The following is a 16,873-nucleotide window of genomic DNA, read 5'->3' on the forward strand; positions in this document are numbered from 1 at the left end:
TGTGGCGCGAGATTCCGGGTTCGCGCTGGCGCGCGCCCCGGAATGACGGAAGGGTTATTTCTTCGGCGGCTTCGGCCAGGGCCGCTGCGCACCGCGCAGTCCCTCGAACGCCTTGGCCATGCCGAGCACGCCGATGTCGTCGAAGCGGCGGCCGACGATCTGCACGCCGATCGGAAAGCCCTTGGCGTCGAAGCCGCCATTGACTGAGATCGCCGGGTTCTCCGACATATTCCACGGCACGGTATAGCAGATGTGCTCGAACGGCTTCATCGGATCGTTGGTAGGCGAGGCGAGCTCCGCCGGGAAGTTGACGTTCGGCGCCGTCGGCGAGATCACGTAGTCGAGCTCGCAGAACAGCTTTGCCGCGGCGGCGCGGATCGCCATGGTCTGGTTGAAGCCGCGGATCACATCGACGCCGGAGAGCTTTGCGCCGGACTCGCCCCATTTGAAAATGTAGGGCAGCACTTTGGCCTGGTCTTCGGTCGAGAGTTTCGCGAGATCGTCCCACATCCGCGCGCGCCAGAAATTGTCGAGGCCATCGAGCATCTCGCGCGTCAAGATGCCGTCGACCTCGGTGACGACAGTGCCGGCGGACTCGAACGCCTTCGCGGCTTTCACCGCGACGTCACGCACCGGCTTCTCCAGCGGGAGGCCAACGCCGAGATCGAGCATCAGGCCGATGCGCAACTTGCGCGGCGACTTCTCCAGCGTCTTCCAGTTGATGGTGTCGGCCGGCAGGCTCATGCCGTCGCGCCGGTCGGGCTTTGCGATCACGCTCATCATCAGCGCGCAATCGTCGACCGTGCGGGTCATGGGACCTGCGACACGGCCGACATAGGTCGGATCGATCGGCACGCGGCCAAAGCTCGGTTTCAAGCCGACGAGGCCACACCAGCCGGCCGGCAGCCGCACCGAGCCGCCGATATCGGTGCCGAGATGCAGGGGCCCGTAACCGGCGGCCGCTGCGGCGCCGGCACCCGCGCTCGAGCCGCCGGGATTTTTCGAGAGGTCCCAAGGGTTGCGCGCCAGCGCATGGAAGCTGGAAAGACCCGACGACAGCATGCCGTAATCGGGCATGGTGGTCTTGGCGAAGATGATCGCGCCGGCTTCGCGTAGGCGCGCGGCCGGCGGCGCGTCCTTCGCCGCCGGCACGAGCTTCACGCTCGCCGCGCCCAGCGGCACGGACACGCCCTTGGTCGCGATGTTGTCCTTCACCGTGACCGGCACGCCATCGAGCGGACCGGACGGCTCGCCGCCGGACCAGCGCGCGGTCGAGGCCTTTGCGGCCTCGCGCGCGCCGTCGGGATTGTAGGCGTAGAGCGCCTTGAGATGCGGCTCCCACGCCGCGACATGCGCGATCACGTCCTCCAGCACCTCGCTCGGCGAGAACTGCCTGGCCTTGTAGCCCGCGATCAGATCGACCGCGGACAGATCGTGCAGCGAGGTGACGTTCTCGTCGGCGCGCGGTTTATGCATGGCCACCGACCGGCATGCGGGATTCGACGATGCGGGCGAACATGCTGGCGCCGATCGGCAAAATCTTGTCGTCGAGCACGTAGCCGGGATTGTGCACGGGCACCGAGCCGTCATGCCCGACCCAGAAATAGGCGCCGGGAATGGTTTGCAGCATGTCGGCAAAATCCTCGCTGCCCATCTTCGGCTGGGTGCGGGTGATGACCTTGGCGGGATCGACGACGGTGCGCGCGACCTCTTCGACCACCTTGGACTGCTCGACCTGGTTCACCAGCACGCCAAAGGCGTCGCGGATGTCGGCCTCGATCTCGACCTGGAAGGCGCTGGCGACGCCGGCGCAGATCGTGCGCATGCGCTCGCGGATCAGGGCGCGCACTTCATCGGAGAAGGCGCGGACGGTGCCGCAGAGATGGGCTTCGCCGGGGATGACGTTGTAGGCGGAGCCGGCATGGATCTGGGTGATCGAGACGACGGCGGCCTGGAGCGGCTCGACGTTGCGGCTGACGATGGTCTGAATGGCCTGCGCCAGCGTGGTTGCGATCACCACGGCGTCCTTCGAGCGCTCCGGCATCGCGCCATGCGCGCCATAGCCGTTGATGCGGAGGTCGAAGAAGTCGGCGCCGGCCATTGCGGGTCCCGGCAGGATCCCGACCTCGCCGAGATTGAGGTCGGGCGCGTTGTGCAGGCCGTAGAGTTCGTCACAGGGAAACTTTTCGAACAGCCCGTCCTTGATCATGGCGCGCGCGCCGCCGAGGCCTTCCTCGGCCGGCTGGAAGATCAGATGCACCGTGCCGTCGAAATTCTTCGTCTCGGCGAGATAGCGCGCGGTGCCGAGCAGCATGGTGGTGTGGCCGTCATGGCCGCAGCCGTGGAAGCGGCCAGGAATGGTGGAGCGCCATTTCAGATTGGTGTTCTCCTCCATCGGCAGCGCGTCCATGTCGGCGCGCAGGCCGATGCGCTTTCCGCCCGAGCCCTTGCCCTTGATGACGCCGATCACGCCGGTGCCCCCCAAGCCGCGATGCACCTCGATGCCCCAGCTCTTCAGCTTGTCGGCGACGATGCCGGAGGTGCGGACTTCCTCGAAGCCGATCTCGGGATGGGCGTGCAGGTCGCGGCGGATGGCGGTGAGTTCGTCGGCATAGCCGTCGATGCGGTCGATGGTGGGCATCTTGTCCTTGATCCCTTAGCGTGATGGAGGAATGAAAACGGGGCCGTTCGGCTTGATGCGGATTCCCGGGCGCAGGCGTGTCCAGGGCAGCGAGGCGGTATCCGCCGGCATCGCGCCGGGCGCGGCGCAGATCAGCAGCTTTGCGGCGATCGGCTCGAAGTCGGCGCGGAAATGCACCGAGCTCTTGTTGACGAGGATCTGTTGCTCGGTCGGCTCGATGCCGACATAGCGGTACATCGCCTGATCCGCGAGCTGCGCCTTGTGCGAGCTCACGACCACGCGGACTTCGCCGATGCGAAGGCAGGCGGAGGGACCCATCTCCATCTCGCGGCCGCCGTAATAGGGGCCCGGCGCGATGAAGCGTCCGTCGGACAGCTTTTCGACGACGAACGTCTCCTGATAGGGCTCATCGCCGGGAATGCCGGACTTGCCGCCGAGCGACAGTGCCACGGTCGCGCCGACGCCGGCCGCATGCGCGGCCGTGGCGGAGACCGGATCATAGATCACGCCGGTCGCCGCGCTCGCTTTGTTGCGCACCAGTGCGCGCAGCATGCCCGTGGTGTCCGAATCGCCGCCGGCGCCGGGATTGTCCTGGGTGTCGGCGATGATGATCGGCTTGCTCGCGCACTTCGCAAGCTCCATCGCATAGCGCACGCCTTCGTCCGGCAAAAAGATCTTGCCGTCGAAATCGTCCTCATGGCTTTCGATCAGTTTGACGATTGCCTCCGCTGCGCGGTCGGCATCTCCTTGCGTCTTGCCGTAGGCGAACACGCTCGGCCCGCAGTCGCGGAAATCCGCGGCGGGGAAGCCGGGCGCAAAGGACAGCGTCGGCACCGCTTCGCTCTCGAGCGCGGCGAGCTTTTCGTAGATGCTCTTGGTGGGCTGGTCGTTGGTGCACTGCCAGCTGATCGGGATCAGGAACGGCAGCTGGCGGAACGCCTTGGCGAGGCATTGCTTGGTCTTCAGGAGCAGCGCGAGGTGTCTGGCGCAGGCGCGGCCCGTGTCGGCCATGTCGACATGCGGATAGGTGCGGTAGGCGATCAGCGCATCAGCGTGCGCGACCATCTCCGGCGTGACATTGGCGTGCAGGTCGAGGCTGGTGACGAGAGGAACATGCGGACCGATGACGCGGCGCACGCGTGCGAGAATCTCGCCTTCGCCGTCGTCGAGATGCTCGGTGACCATCGCGCCGTGCAGGTCGAGATAGACCGCATCGAGCGGGCCGGCCGCTTTGATGCCGTCGACCATCACCTTCACGATCCGCTCGAAGGCATCCCTGGTGACATGCGCCGAGGGGCTCGCGCCGCAGGCGATGATGGGAACGAGTTCCCAGCCAGTGGTCTCGGCCGCCTCGACGAAACCGGCGAGACCCACATTGATGCGGCGCATCACCTTGAGCACATCGGCGCCTTGCGTCATCGCCGGCCAGCCGCCGCCGTGCTGGAAGTCCGCGAACGTCGCCTTCGTCGGAGCGAAGGTGTTGGTCTCGTGCAGGAAGCCGCCGACGGCGATACGGGTCATTCAATTCTGGTCCAACGCAAATGATGCGCGACGTTACCCGCCTTTGCGGCAAGAGCAAGCAAGGCAGACAATCGCGCCGCGCATGGCCTCAAGCCGTTTTGGGAATGGTGCGGATGTCGCCGTGTTTGGAGAGCGCAGCCGAATGCCTCCGTCGTCATTCCGGGGCGCGCCCCCTTGGGCGCGGAATCCATACTCACGATGGTGGTTACGGATTCCGGGCTCATCGCTTCGCGATGCCCCGGAATGACGAAAGGAGTGTGCGGCCTACGCGCTCGCCGCCGCGCCTTCCACCGGCCGGAAATTGGCAAAATCCCAGCCGCGGCCCGGTGCCGCATCGAGCAGGGACTTGGTGTAGGCTTCCTTCGGGTGCGTCAGCACCTCCGCCGCCGGGCCCTGTTCGACGACGCGGCCGTGCTGCATCACGACGACCTCGTCGCAGATCTGCGCGGCGACGCGTAAGTCGTGGGTGATGAACAGGATGGCGATGCCGAGCCGCTTCTGGATCTCATCCAGAAGTTCCAGCACCTGTGCCTGCACGGAGACGTCGAGTGCGGAGACCGCTTCATCTGCAACCAGCACGTCGGGATCGAGCGCGAGCGCGCGCGCAATCGCGATGCGCTGGCGCTGGCCGCCCGAAAACTGGTGCGGATAGCGCGACACCGCATCGCCCGGCAGGCCGACTAGTTCCAGAAGCTCGCGTGCGCGCTTCAGCGCATCGGCGCGCGAGACGCCGTAGTTGATCGGGCCTTCCGCGATGCTTTCGCCGACGCTGACGCGCGGATTGAGGGAGCGGTAGGGATCCTGGAACACGATCTGGATCTTCTGGCGATGCGGCTGGAGCAGGCGCCGCGACAGGTCGGAGATTTCGCGGCCGGCGAGGCGCACGCCGCCGGAGGTCGGGTCGATCAGGCGGACGATGCAGCGCGCCACCGTCGACTTGCCCGAGCCGCTTTCGCCGACGATGCCGAGCGTGCGACCCTTGTGCAAGGTGAGGGTGACCTTGTCGGCGGCGACCACCTCGCGGCCTTTGCCGAAGAAGGTGCGCTCGCGATAGACTTTTCCGAGGTCGTTGGCCTCCAGCACCACCGGTTCCTTGGTCTCAGGCCGTGCCGCGCGCGGCACCAGGCTCGGCACCGAGGCGAGCAGGTTGCGGGTGTATTCCATGGTTGGATTGCGCAGCACGGCATCAAGCGTGCCGGTCTCGACCAGGCGGCCCTGCCGCATCACTGCGACGCGGTCGGCGATCTCGGCCACCACGCCCATGTCGTGGGTGATGAAAAGCACGGCGGTGCCGTGATCGCGCTGGAGGTCGCGGATCAAGGTGAGGATCTGTTTCTGCGTGGTGACGTCGAGCGCGGTGGTCGGCTCGTCTGCGATCAGCAGTTTCGGCTCCAGCACCAGCGCCATCGCGATCATGATGCGCTGGCGCTGGCCTCCGGAGAGGCGGTGCGGGTAGGAGGCGAAGATGCGCTCGACCTGCGGCAGCCGCACCTGCTCCATCATCTCGAGGATGCGCTTGCGCCGCGCCTTGGCGTCGAGATTGGTGTGGGCGCGCAGGACCTCGTCGATCTGGCGGCCGACATGAACGACCGGGTTGAGCGCGGTCATCGGCTCCTGGAAGATCATCGCCATTTGCGTCGCGCGCAACTGCCGCAGGCGGCGGTCGGTCGCGGTGAGGAGTTCCTCGCCGACGAGCTTGACGCTGCCGCCGGTCGGCGTCAGCGCGCCCTTCTGCAACAGCCCCATCACGGTGAGCGAGGTCACCGATTTGCCCGAGCCGCTCTCGCCGACGAGGCACAACGTCTCGCGCTCGCGGACCCGGATGGAGATGCCGTCGATGATCTTCGGGCCATTCGGCGTCTTGCCGATGGAGACGGTGAGGTTGTTGATGTCGAGGACGGTATTGGTCATCAAATTACTCCGTCGTCATTGCGAGGAGCGAAGCGACGAAGCAATCCAGAATCTTCCCGCGGATGCAGTCTGGATTGCTTCGCTTCGCTTGCAATGACGGAACAAGGGACGTGGCCGGCGGGACAATCACTTGCCCTCCCGCTGCTTCATGCGGGGGTCGAGCGCGTCGCGGGCGGCGTCGCCGATCAGGTTGATGCTGAGGATCGCGAGCGAGAGCAAGAGGCCCGGCCAGAAGATCAGCGAGGGCTTGATCTGGAAGAACTGGCGCCCCTCGGCCATGATGTTGCCCCAGGTCGGCGTCTCCGGCGAGATGCCGGCGCCGAGGAAGGAGAGGATGGCTTCGGTGAGGATCGCGGACGCGCAGACATAGGTGCCTTGCACGATCAGCGGCGCGATCGTATTCGGCATCAGGTGGCGCCACATGATCTTCGGCAGTGACGAGCCGACCGAGATTGCCGCCTCCACATAAGGCTCCTCGCGCGCCGACAGGACGACGGAACGCACCAGGCGTGCCACGCGCGGAATCTCGGGAATGGTGATCGCGACCAGCACGGTCCAGATGCTGGCGCCCGACAGCGAGACGACGGCGATCGCGAGCAGGATGCTCGGCATCGCCATCAAGCCGTCCATGACGCGCATCATGATCGAATCGACTAGCTTGAAGAAGCCGGCGACGAGGCCGATCGCCAGCCCAATGGCGATCGAGAGGATCGCCGAGCCGATCCCGATCAGCAGCGAGACGCGGCCGCCATAGATCACACGCGACAACAGATCGCGGCCGAAGGCGTCGGTGCCGAGCAGGAACTGCGCGGAGGAGGGCTTCAGCCGCTGCGAGGGCGCGAGCAGAACCGGATCATGCGGCGCGATCAGCGGCGCGAGGATCGAGATCAGCGCGATCAGCGCGAGGCAGATCGTCGCGGCCGCAATGATCGGCGTCGACGTGAGGAATCCGAACTTTGGCCGCAGCGGCGAGGTGATCGGGATGGATGATTGGGGAAGAGTATCGACCGACATGCTTGATCCTCAGTACCTGATCCGCGGATCAAGGAGCGTGTAGGCGACGTCGATCAGAAGATTGACGACGACGTAGATCAGTGACGTGAGCAGGATCATCGCCTGGATCACCGGATAGTCGCGCGCCAGCACCGCATCCACCGTGAGGCGGCCGATGCCGGGAATGTTGAACACGCTTTCGGTGACGACGACGCCTGAGATCAGAAGCGCAAAGCCGGTGCCGATCACGGTGATCACGGGAACGGCGGCATTGCGCAGCGCATGCCGCATCATGACCGCGACCTCGCTGATGCCCTTGGCGCGCGCGGTGCGCACATAGTCTTCGCCGAGTACGTCGAGCATTGCCGCCCGCGTCATGCGCGCGATCAGCGCGATATAGATGAAGGAGAGCGCGCAGGTCGGAAGGATGATGCGCTCGAAGAACGGTCCGAAACCGGCCGTGATGCTCTTGAAGCCCTGCACCGGCACCCAGCGCAGGTCGATCGCGAAGATCTCGATCAGGACGTAGCCGACCACGAACACCGGCACGGAGAAGCCGAGCACCGACAGGCCCATCACGAAGCGGTCGATCCAGGTGCCGTGCTTCCACGCCGCGATCACGCCGAGCGGCACCGCGACGACGACGGCGAGGATGATGGTGGAGAGTGCGATCGAGATCGACGGCTCGACGCGCTGGCCGATCATCTTCAGCACCGGCAGGTTCGAAATCAGCGACGTCCCGAGATCGCCGTGCAGGAGCTTGTTGATCCAGGTGATGAATTGCACGATCAACGGCTCGTTGAGGCCGAGCGAGGCGCGGATGCGCTCGAGCCGCTCTGGCGTCGCGTTGTCGCCGGCGAGAATCGCGGCGGGATCGCCCGGGGTAAGCCGGAGCAGGAGGAAGACGAAGAGCGCGACCACGCCCATCACGGGAACGGCGGCGAGGATGCGGCGAACGAGATATCCGAGCAAGTTGGATCCGTCAGATTAGAGTCAACCGGCAGCACGCACCATCATGGCATGGTTCTGCCGTAAGCCCAAGAATTCAGCAATTCCCGTGCCATCCGGACCGCGCTTTTTGCGATGCAGCCAACGCGTTTTGCGAGACGCTTACACTGTCATTCCGGGGCGATGCGAAGCATCGAGCCCGGAATCTCGAGATTCCGGGTTCGCGTCCTCGACGCGCCCCGGAATGACACTGTTCAATTCATTCCAGCGTGGCCAATAGCCCCGCCATCAACCGCCCGCGCTCGGCGAGGCTATCGACCTCGATGTGCTCGTTGAGCGTGTGGGCATTGGCGCCGCGCACGCCCAGGCCGTCAAGGGTCGGAATCCCCATCGCTCCGGTGAAGTTGCCATCGGAGCCGCCACCGGCGCTGGCATGCGGCAGCTCCGCGCCGAGCTCGCGGGCAATCCCGCGCGCCTTCTCGTACAGCGCCATGGTCCCGGTATCGGGTTCCCAGACCGGCCGCGTGACGCCGCGCGTCACCTTGAAGCCGACATCATTGGTTGTGCCGGACAGCGCCAGCATCTTCTCGACGCCGCGGTCGAGGTCGGCCTGGCGCTTGGCCATGGATAGCGCCTCTCCGGTGCAGGTGGTGGCGACGCAATTGACCCATTGTCCGCCATGCACGATGCCGACCGAGAAGGTGCAATCCTCCGTGGTCATCGCGTCGATCGCAAGGATCTGCCGCGCCATTTCCCGTATCGCGGAACGGCCCGAGGAGAGCGTGGCGCCGGCATGGCTTGGCCGCCCCGTCGCTTCGAGGTTGAAGCGCGCGATCGCGTAGCGCCCGGTGACGACGCCGTTGTCGGGCCGGCCGGGCTCGGGCACCAGCACATATTTGTTGCGCGCCGCCTCAGCCTCGATGATGTCGCGGGTCGACGGCGTGCCGACTTCTTCATCCGGCGTGAACAGCACCGTGATCGGCAGCGGCGTCACGAACGAGGCGCGGGCCAGCTGCCTGATAGCCTCGAGCGAGAGGTAGTTGCCGCCCTTCATGTCGAAGATGCCGGGGCCGTAGCATTTGTTGCCCTCGCGCCGCCATCTCAGCTTCTCGATGGTGCCGACGGGATGCACGGTGTCCATGTGCCCGGCGATCAGGATGCCGGGCTCGCCTTGCTTTGGATGCGGAAAGCGCGCGCGCACGACGCCGCCAAAACCCTGCCGTCCAGCGATGCGCTCGATCGTCGCGCCCATGATCGCCATGTCGCGCGCGGCGAGGTCGAGCATGCGGTTTACGGCAACCGCGTCCCAGGTCGGGCTCTCGCATTCAACCCATGCGCGCAGGCCCTGCAGCATGGCCTCGGAATCAAAGGGGAGATTGGCTGGATTCATGGGCGGTCTCTTCAGGCTTCGCAACGCGTGAGGCGCGCATCGCTGCGCGTCGGGAAACGATCGGCGTGAGGCGTTGTAGAACCAAACGCGCAAGGGCGGAGCCCGTGCGCGCGCCGGCATGGGCATGCAGCGAAAGCGGATTGACGCTTTCGATGCTCTCTGCAAGTCTCGAAAAGATAAAGGCATTGCATGAGGTTGGTTCGCCTAAGGAACGATCCGAATGCTCAACCAATAACCTGCCTTTGACCAGTTTCACGTCAGGAGAAACTTCGATGTTCCACTTTATGCGCCGGGGACGCCGCGCAATCGTCTCCAAACTTGCGCTGTCGGCCGTCGCGCTCACGGCACTGGCCTCGCCGGTGCTTGCCGCCGGCAAGACCATCACGGCGGTGATGCACTCCGACCTCAGGATCATCGATCCGATCTTCACCACCGCCTACATCACGCGCGACCATGGCTACATGGTTTACGACACGTTGATCGCGACCGATTCGAATTTCAAGATCCAGCCGCAGATGGCGGACTGGAAGATCTCCGACGACAAGCTCACCTATACCTTCACGCTGCGCGACGGCTTGAAGTGGCATGACGGCGCGCCCGTGACCGCCGAAGACTGCGTCGCCTCGCTGCAACGCTGGGCCAAGGTTGACGGCATGGGCCAGAAGCTGATGGACTTTACCGCCAGCCTGGAGGCGACCGACGCCAAGACCATCACGCTGAAGCTCAAGGAACCGTACGGCCTCGTGCTCGACTCCATCGGCAAGCCGTCTTCGCGCGTTGCCTTCATGATGCCAAAGCGCCTCGCCGAGACACCGGCCGACAAGCAGATCCCCGAGCAGATCGGCTCGGGCCCCTTCAAATTCGTGCAGGCTGAATTTCAGCCGGGTGTGAAGGCGGTCTACGAGAAGAACAAGGACTATGTGCCGCGCAAGGAGCCGTCGAGCTGGACGGCCGGCGGCAAGGTGGTGAAGGTCGACCGCGTCGAGTGGGTCACGATGCCGGACTCGCAGACTGCGGTGAACGCGCTGCAATCGGGCGACATCGACTTCATGGAAAACATTCCGTGGGACATGCTGCCGGTGCTCGAGGCCAACAGCGATTTGAAGATCGAGGTGCTGAACAAGTTCGGCTACCAGACGCTCGGCCGCATGAACTTTCTCTATCCGCCCTTCGACAATCCGAAGGTGCGGCGCGCAGCGCTGCTGGCGATGAGCCAGAAGGACGTGCTGGACGCGCTGGTCGGCAATCCCAAATACTACAAGGTGTGCGGCGCCTTCTTCATCTGCGACACGCCGTTCGCAACCGACGTCGGCTCCGAGACGCTGGTCAAGGGCGGTGGCCTGGCGGAAGCCAAGAAGGCGCTCGCCGAATCCGGCTATGACGGCACGCCTGTCGTGATCATGGCGCCCGGCGACGTGATCACGCTGAAGGCGCAGCCGATCGTGGCGGCGCAGCAGCTCCGCGAGGCCGGCTTCAAGGTCGACCTCCAGGCGACCGACTGGCAGACCGTGGTGAGCCGCCGCGCCAGCCAGAAGCCGCCGAAGGAGGGCGGCTGGAACATGTTCTTCACCAACTGGGTGTCTGCCGACGTCTCCAACCCGATCGCCAATCTCTCGATCGGCGGCCTGGGCAAGAAGGGCTGGTTCGGCTGGGCGGAAGACGCCAAGATCGAGCAACTCAAGGACGCTTTCGTGCGCGCACCCTCGCTCGACGAGCAGAAGAAGATCGCCACTGAGATCCAGAAGGAAGCCTACGATCAGGTGATCTACGTCCCGCTCGGGCAGTATCTGGCGCCGAGCTCCTGGCGCAAGTCGCTCACCGGCGTGCTCGATGGCCCGGCGACGCCAGTGTGGTGGAACGTGGACAAGTCCGAATAGGCGGCAGGCCGCCTGACGATTTGACGATGATGGCCGGGTACTTTGTACCCGGCCATTTTCGTCGTGATCCGCGTATTGGGCCAGGCAACCGCCTTTAACTTTTCCAGTCTTCGATTGTTGCCATTTGTTTCGAGGGCTGAAATAGATGGCGCCGCTCTTCCGCCTCTTTTCCCCTCCGTCGATTTGAATGACGTGCCGATAGATTTTGCATTCCAGGCGATGGCCGAACGCTCGGACCACGCGCCTGCGCGCTGGCGCCGTCCCTTCCTGCGCTGGCTCGATGGTGTGGAGACCGGCTGGGCCGTGCCGCTGCTGCTCACCGCCTTCACCGCAGTCTGGACGCTCTATCTCGTGATCGCCTATCTCGGCGCCGGCCTGCATCCAGACACGCTCGAGGCCTGGACGCTGGGTCGGCATTTTGCCTGGGGTTATCCAAAACATCCGCCGCTGATGGGGTGGGTGGCGGCCGCCTGGACCGCGATCTTCGCGTTGAGCGACTGGTCGATGCAGTTGATGGCGATGGCCAACGCCGCGCTGGCGCTGTGGTTCGTCGACCTGATTTCGCGCCGCTTCGTGAGCCGGCACAAGCGGCTTCTGGTGCTGCTGTTATTGATGCTGACGCCGGCCTACCAATTTCACGCCCAGCGCTTCAACGCCAATAGCGTGCTGCTGGCGACCTGGCCGCTCGCGACCTTCTGCTTCCTGCGCGCCTTCGAGACGCGTGCGGTGCGGTGGGCCATTGCAGCGGGTCTTGCGACGGCGCTGGCGATGGTCGGGAAATACTATTCGGTCTTCCTGGTCGCGAGCTTCGTGCTCGCCGCGGCGATGCATCCGGCGTGCCGCGCTTATTTCATGTCGGCCTCGCCCTGGATCTCTTCCGTCACGGGGCTTCTGGCTCTGTCGCCGCATCTCCACTGGCTCGCGACTACGGGGGCCCCGACCTTCTCCTACGCCCTGACGCATGCCAATGCCGACCTCGTCACGGCAATCGGCGAGGTGAAGTCATTTGCGCTCGGCCTCGTTGCGGCGATGAGCGCGGCAGCAGTCACCTGGGTAATGATTGCAGGTCACCGGCTGAAACGCCTGCCGGCGGACTTTGTCGCGATGGATTCAGGATTGAAGCTGCTGTTCTACGTCGCGCTCGGCACGTTGCTCTTGCCGATGTTGACCTCGCTCGCCGTGGGCACGGACCTGCCGTCGCTATGGGCGTTGCAGGGCCTATTCCTGTTCGTCGTGCTGATCGTGTGCGGCACGCGCTATCCGATCGAGCGCTTCTATGCCGTCAATGCCACGGTGCTGGTTGCCGGCGTCAGCCTCGTCGCGCTCGTGGTCGTGGCGCCCATCCATGCCGCCTACCGCAACGCGCACGGCTACGAAGAGGGCAGGGAGTTTTATCACGAGGCGGCCGCCGAGCTCACGCGGCAGTGGCGCGATCTCACTGGCGTGCCACTCTCGGCCGTCAGCGGCGACGATGCGCTGGCCTTTGCCACCGCCTTCTACAGCCCCGATCATCCGCATTATTCGCGGCCGTTCGCCTACCAATATACGTGGGGCTTGCCGCGCAAGAGCACGCTCGAGCGCGGCTGGGCGGCGCTGTGCTTCCACGACCAGCCCGATTGCCTCGGCTGGATGGAGCAGACCTCGGCACGTGCCGGCGATTTCGTCAGGCGTGAATTCAGTCTTCAGGCGGCGCTGCTCGGCCGGGGCGGCGTCTCGCGCAAGCTCGTCGTGCTACTCGTGCCGCCGCATGATGACGGGCACAATCCGCCCGCCAGCAACGCGGATGATTTCAGCGCGAGCAGGCGCGCGCCGCGAGAGTAAGCTCCATCAACAGTGGGTGTCGCGCACCTGCTCGAGGCCTTCGCTCGCGAAGGGCAGGGTGGGCTCCTCTCGTTCCGAGACGTCCTGCTCGACCTCGTCAACGTCGTGCGCGCGCTGATCCTTGCGCTCTGGTTCCATGTCGTAACTCCATTGCTGCAGGACAACATGGAGGGGAGAGGGAAGTTCCTGCGCGCGACTTAAGCGCCCGCGCGATGGTGCGGCTGGAACAGCCGGCCCTTCTCCACCACGGCGACGACCGCGAGCGCGGCCAGCGTGCACAGGAAGAAGCCGGTCGAGAACGGCAGCAACGTTCCGTCAAAACTCTGGCCGATCGTCATGCCGACGACGATGCCGAACAGCGTCGTGATCGAGCCGTAGAGCGAGGACGCTGTGCCGGCGATGTGGCCCTGCGGCTCCATCGCGAGCGCGGTGAAGTTGGCGATCATCATGCCGAACGAGAACATCATCAGCGCCGAAAGCACCATGAACAGCCACAGCGGCAGCACGTGCAGGATCGCGGTGAGCAGCATGAGGCCGGCAACGAGGGCATAGCCGACCAGCGCGCCATGCGAGATCAAGCGCATGCCGAGGCGGCCGACCAGCCGCGCATTGGCAAAGCCCGCAATGGCGGTGCCGGCCGCGATCGCCGCGAAGGCGAGCGGAAAATAATGGCCGAGATGGTAGATGCCGGTGAACACCTGCTGCGCGCAGAACACGAAGGCGAACAGCGAGCCGATGACGAAGCCCGCGGCAACCGCGTAGCCGAGCGTCTGCCGGTTGGTCAGGGTCTGGCGGAAGGCGTCGAGCACGTCGCGCGGCGCCAAGGACTTGCGCTCGCTCTCGGGCAAGGTCTCCGGCAGCCGCAGCACGGTCCAGCCGAGCGCCAGGAGGCCGTAGGCCATCAGCACGATGAAGATGCCGCGCCAATGCGTCACCAGCAGCACCGCTTGTCCAAATGACGGCGCGATCACGGGCACGGCGATGAATACCATCATTGCCAGCGACATCACGCTCGCCATGCGCCGGCCGACATAGCAATCGCGCACGATCGAGGTCGCGATCACCCGCGTTGCCGAGGTGCCGAGCCCTTGCAGCGCGCGCGCCAGCAGCAGCGTCTCGAACGAGGGCGCCGCGACCGCGAGCACGCTGGCGATCGCATAGACCGTCATGCCGCCGAGCAGCACCGGCCGCCGGCCGAACCGGTCCGACAACGGCCCCATCACGAACTGCCCCGCGCCGAACCCGATCAGGAAGGTCGACAGCACGAGCTGGAGATGATTGGCGACGGGAATGTGGAAAGCCGCCCCGATGTTCGGCAGCGCGGGCAGCATCATGTCCATCGCGAGCGGATTCAGCGCCATGATGGCGGCGATCACGATCACGAATTCCGGAAACCCCATCGGGCGGTGTCCCGAGGACACCCAACTGTCGGCATTGACGTCGGACAAGGAAGCTACCTCTACATTTGCAGAGGCTGTCTTAGTAGGCATGCTGCGTTGCACAACCCACATTTGGGGATGGCAGGTAGGCGGGCAGGAATCCGGCAAGAATTGGCGCCGCTTGGAGATGGTGAATTGGGCCGGGCGACCTAGGCTGCCAAATGGTGCCGCGCTATGGGCGCTAACGCCTTATCAGGAAGAGACCCACAGTTTTCGGTCTGTCCGAAATCGCCGAGCTCGGAGCTTCCGTGCGAGCTGCAGCTTCATTCGAGTTGGCCGGCCGCACCCATTCGGGCTCCACATAGCCCTTCCAGCTGCGCGCCTGTTCGCGTCGTTCGCGAGAAAGATGATCGCATGTGACGCACTTCACACCTGAGCCATCACGGTCTCGTCACGCGAGTGGCGTGTGGCAGTTGTGAAGTAGTAAATATACAATCTAGCCACAGTTCCATTTGCTCAATCCTTCATCGGCAAACACCGCAAAGGTCGCGCGCGCGATCACGTGTTGCATCAAATCGACGCGTCACGTGCGCCGCGTTGAACCGGACGGATGGCTAAAAGACCAATTTGCAACTGGAGGGCGATCTGCCGCCAGCCGCTGCGCAATGGATTTATGGGGGCGTGGCGCGACGATAACGCGAATTGATTCAAAACAGCCATTTTGAAGGAGCGTTGAAATGTCGAACATGAAAATGAAAAGCGACCAGTTGCAGGGCGGACATGGCGGGCAGGGTTCCGATGAAGCGAGCTTCATGCGCCTGTTGAAGCGCGACACGTATCAATCGTTGCAGCTCTCCGATCCCGACACGATCGTGAGCATCATCGCCAAGGCGATCGACCAGGGCCTCGACGATGCCTCCGATACGCCGGACGACGAGGAAAATCCCTTCGTGCCCGCGGCCTACACCTATCTCGGCCAGTTCATCGACCATGACCTGACCTTCGACACGCGCTCGACGCTCGCAACGCTCCCGCCAGGCCTGTCGAGCTTCCCCAACGACGTGCGCACGCCGCGGCTCGACATGGATTGCCTCTACGGCCTCGGGCCGTCCGCATCGCCCTTCATGTATGACGAGGACGGGCGGCTCGCGACCAACATGGATCGGCCTTACGACCTGCCGCGTTCGACGATCTACTATAAGCCTGATGATGCCGGCAGCCATCGCGCCATCATCGGCGATCCCCGCAATGACGAGAACTCCATCGTCTGCCAGCTTCAGCTCGCCTTCATCCACTTCCACAATGCGATGATCGCGTTCTTCAAGTCGCAGGGCCTGACCGGACAAACGCTGTTCCAGACGGCGCAGCAGGAGGTCCGCTTCACCTACCAGACGATCATCGTCACCGACCTCCTCAAGCGCATCGTGCAGAAGCCGGTCTATGACAGCTTCGTCCAGGACCGGGCAGCCAACGGCGATGAGGCCTACAAGCTCTACAAGAAGGGCGATCGCACCGCGCTGCCGCTGGAATTCACGGGGGCTGCCTATCGCTACGGCCATTCGGCCATCCGCAACGCCTACCGGCTCAACGAGAATTTCCAGCGCCGCATCTTCGATGGCGCCGACAACGCCGCCGAAAGCCTGGTCGGCTTCGGCGACCTGCCGGAGAGTCACCGCATCGACTGGTCGCTGTTCGTCACTGATCAGCTCGCGCCGGGTACCAAGGGCGACAACCCCTCACAGGTCGGCGGCGTGGACGTCGGGCCCGACAAACACCGCCTGCAATACAGCTACAAGATCGACACCAGCCTCGTGAATCCGCTCCTGGTGTTGCCGCCGCGGATCGGTGGACAGGACATGCTGTTCCGCTCGCTCGCGGCGCGCAACCTCAAGCGCGGCTATAATTTCTCGCTGCCCTCGGGCCAGGATGTCGCCGCAGTGCTCGGCGTGAGCAGCCAGCCGCCTCTGGTATTCGGCGAGCGCCTCTTGTCGTTCAAGGACATGCCAGAAATGCCAAGTGCGGACGCAAGCAAGCTAGAAGACAGCACACCGCTCTGGCTCTACGTGCTGGCCGAAGCCCAGGCCTGCCTCGCCAAGGCCGACGGCACGTTCGACATGAAGATCGAGGACGGCGTCAAGGTCGCCGACAAGGATTCCAACGCCGGCACCCAGCTCGGCCCGGTCGGCGGCCGCATCGTGCTCGAAGTCTTCTTCGGCATCCTCGACGACGACCAGAGCTCTGTCGCCAATGCCAGCGGCTGGACCTCGGTCATCAAGCCCAACGCGCCCACCATCACGCTGTGGGACATGCTGCGGTATATCGGCGAGGTCTGAGGACGGCGCGCCTGACGAGAACGCGAGAGACAAGGGCCTGGTGCGCCGCGCCGGGCCTT

The 16,873-nt window shown here is 64.7% G+C and carries 13 protein-coding genes; 3 read left to right on the forward strand and 10 right to left on the reverse strand.

Features of this window, described 5'->3' with window-relative positions; genetic code table 11:
• Positions 1–54: 54 nt before the first annotated feature.
• From YUU_RS0134340 to YUU_RS59165, 8 genes are all read right to left on the reverse strand, one after another.
• The gene (locus YUU_RS0134340) at positions 55–1,476 is read right to left on the reverse strand and encodes an amidase (protein ID WP_027526419.1); all 1,422 of its coding nucleotides are present in this window, start codon (positions 1,474–1,476) and stop codon (positions 55–57) included.
• Positions 1,469–2,641, reverse strand: coding sequence for a M20 aminoacylase family protein (locus YUU_RS0134345; RefSeq protein ID WP_027526420.1), 1,173 nt, complete (start codon positions 2,639–2,641; stop codon positions 1,469–1,471). Before YUU_RS0134345 ends, YUU_RS0134340 begins: the two co-directional genes overlap by 8 nt.
• A gap of 15 nt (positions 2,642–2,656) precedes the next feature.
• A complete protein-coding gene (locus YUU_RS0134350; RefSeq protein ID WP_027526421.1) occupies positions 2,657–4,162 on the reverse strand; it encodes a M81 family metallopeptidase in 1,506 nt (501 codons plus the stop codon).
• Between the two features lie 264 nt (positions 4,163–4,426).
• Positions 4,427–6,073 carry an ABC transporter ATP-binding protein gene (locus YUU_RS0134355; protein WP_027526422.1) on the reverse strand — a complete coding sequence of 549 codons (1,647 nt, stop codon included), beginning with the start codon at positions 6,071–6,073 and terminating at the stop codon, positions 4,427–4,429.
• Positions 6,074–6,199: 126 nt separating this feature from the next.
• Entirely contained in the window at positions 6,200–7,087 is an 888-nt protein-coding gene (locus YUU_RS0134360; RefSeq protein WP_027526423.1) for an ABC transporter permease, read from the reverse strand.
• Between the two features lie 9 nt (positions 7,088–7,096).
• Positions 7,097–8,038, reverse strand: a complete 942-nt coding sequence (locus YUU_RS0134365; RefSeq protein WP_027526424.1) for an ABC transporter permease — start codon at positions 8,036–8,038, stop codon at positions 7,097–7,099.
• A gap of 235 nt (positions 8,039–8,273) precedes the next feature.
• Positions 8,274–9,404, reverse strand: coding sequence for a M20/M25/M40 family metallo-hydrolase (locus YUU_RS0134370; RefSeq protein ID WP_027526425.1), 1,131 nt, complete (start codon positions 9,402–9,404; stop codon positions 8,274–8,276).
• Complete coding sequence (locus tag YUU_RS59165) at positions 9,379–9,660, reverse strand: hypothetical protein (RefSeq protein WP_156944658.1); 282 nt, start codon at positions 9,658–9,660, stop codon at positions 9,379–9,381. Before YUU_RS59165 ends, YUU_RS0134370 begins: the two co-directional genes overlap by 26 nt.
• Before the next feature lie 16 nt (positions 9,661–9,676).
• Between YUU_RS59165 and YUU_RS0134375 the strand changes: the two genes are divergently transcribed.
• Together YUU_RS0134375 and YUU_RS0134380 are read left to right on the forward strand one after the other, a co-directional pair.
• The gene (locus YUU_RS0134375; RefSeq protein ID WP_027526426.1) at positions 9,677–11,281 is read left to right on the forward strand and encodes an ABC transporter substrate-binding protein; all 1,605 of its coding nucleotides are present in this window, start codon (positions 9,677–9,679) and stop codon (positions 11,279–11,281) included.
• Between the two features lie 219 nt (positions 11,282–11,500).
• A complete protein-coding gene (locus YUU_RS0134380) occupies positions 11,501–13,102 on the forward strand; it encodes a glycosyltransferase family 39 protein (RefSeq protein ID WP_051390029.1) in 1,602 nt (533 codons plus the stop codon).
• Positions 13,103–13,108: 6 nt separating this feature from the next.
• On the opposite strand, the gene YUU_RS62445 is transcribed toward YUU_RS0134380, so the two are convergent.
• Positions 13,109–13,240 (reverse strand): hypothetical protein, encoded by a 132-nt coding sequence (locus tag YUU_RS62445; RefSeq protein ID WP_256375318.1) that lies wholly within the window; start codon positions 13,238–13,240, stop codon positions 13,109–13,111.
• A 59-nt stretch (positions 13,241–13,299) separates the two neighbouring features.
• The gene (locus YUU_RS0134390; protein ID WP_027526429.1) at positions 13,300–14,550 is read right to left on the reverse strand and encodes a multidrug effflux MFS transporter; all 1,251 of its coding nucleotides are present in this window, start codon (positions 14,548–14,550) and stop codon (positions 13,300–13,302) included.
• Between the two features lie 668 nt (positions 14,551–15,218).
• Between YUU_RS0134390 and YUU_RS0134395 the strand changes: the two genes are divergently transcribed.
• Positions 15,219–16,814: a peroxidase family protein gene (locus YUU_RS0134395; RefSeq protein WP_027526430.1), complete on the forward strand. Its 1,596-nt coding sequence runs from the start codon at positions 15,219–15,221 to the stop codon at positions 16,812–16,814.
• Positions 16,815–16,873: the final 59 nt, after the last annotated feature.

It is taken from the genome of Bradyrhizobium sp. Ec3.3, from assembly GCF_000472925.1.
Lineage (GTDB): Bacteria > Pseudomonadota > Alphaproteobacteria > Rhizobiales > Xanthobacteraceae > Bradyrhizobium.

Coding starts and splice junctions, on each gene's coding strand:
- YUU_RS0134375 (WP_027526426.1), top strand. CDS start 9,677: ATGTTCCACTTTATGCGCCGGGGACGCCGCGCAATCGTCTCCAAACTT.
- YUU_RS0134340 (WP_027526419.1), bottom strand. CDS start 1,476: ATGCATAAACCGCGCGCCGACGAGAACGTCACCTCGCTGCACGATCTG.
- YUU_RS0134370 (WP_027526425.1), bottom strand. CDS start 9,404: ATGAATCCAGCCAATCTCCCCTTTGATTCCGAGGCCATGCTGCAGGGC.
- YUU_RS0134395 (WP_027526430.1), top strand. CDS start 15,219: ATGTCGAACATGAAAATGAAAAGCGACCAGTTGCAGGGCGGACATGGC.
- YUU_RS0134350 (WP_027526421.1), bottom strand. CDS start 4,162: ATGACCCGTATCGCCGTCGGCGGCTTCCTGCACGAGACCAACACCTTC.
- YUU_RS0134345 (WP_027526420.1), bottom strand. CDS start 2,641: ATGCCCACCATCGACCGCATCGACGGCTATGCCGACGAACTCACCGCC.
- YUU_RS0134355 (WP_027526422.1), bottom strand. CDS start 6,073: ATGACCAATACCGTCCTCGACATCAACAACCTCACCGTCTCCATCGGC.
- YUU_RS0134380 (WP_051390029.1), top strand. CDS start 11,501: ATGGCCGAACGCTCGGACCACGCGCCTGCGCGCTGGCGCCGTCCCTTC.
- YUU_RS62445 (WP_256375318.1), bottom strand. CDS start 13,240: ATGGAACCAGAGCGCAAGGATCAGCGCGCGCACGACGTTGACGAGGTC.
- YUU_RS0134360 (WP_027526423.1), bottom strand. CDS start 7,087: ATGTCGGTCGATACTCTTCCCCAATCATCCATCCCGATCACCTCGCCG.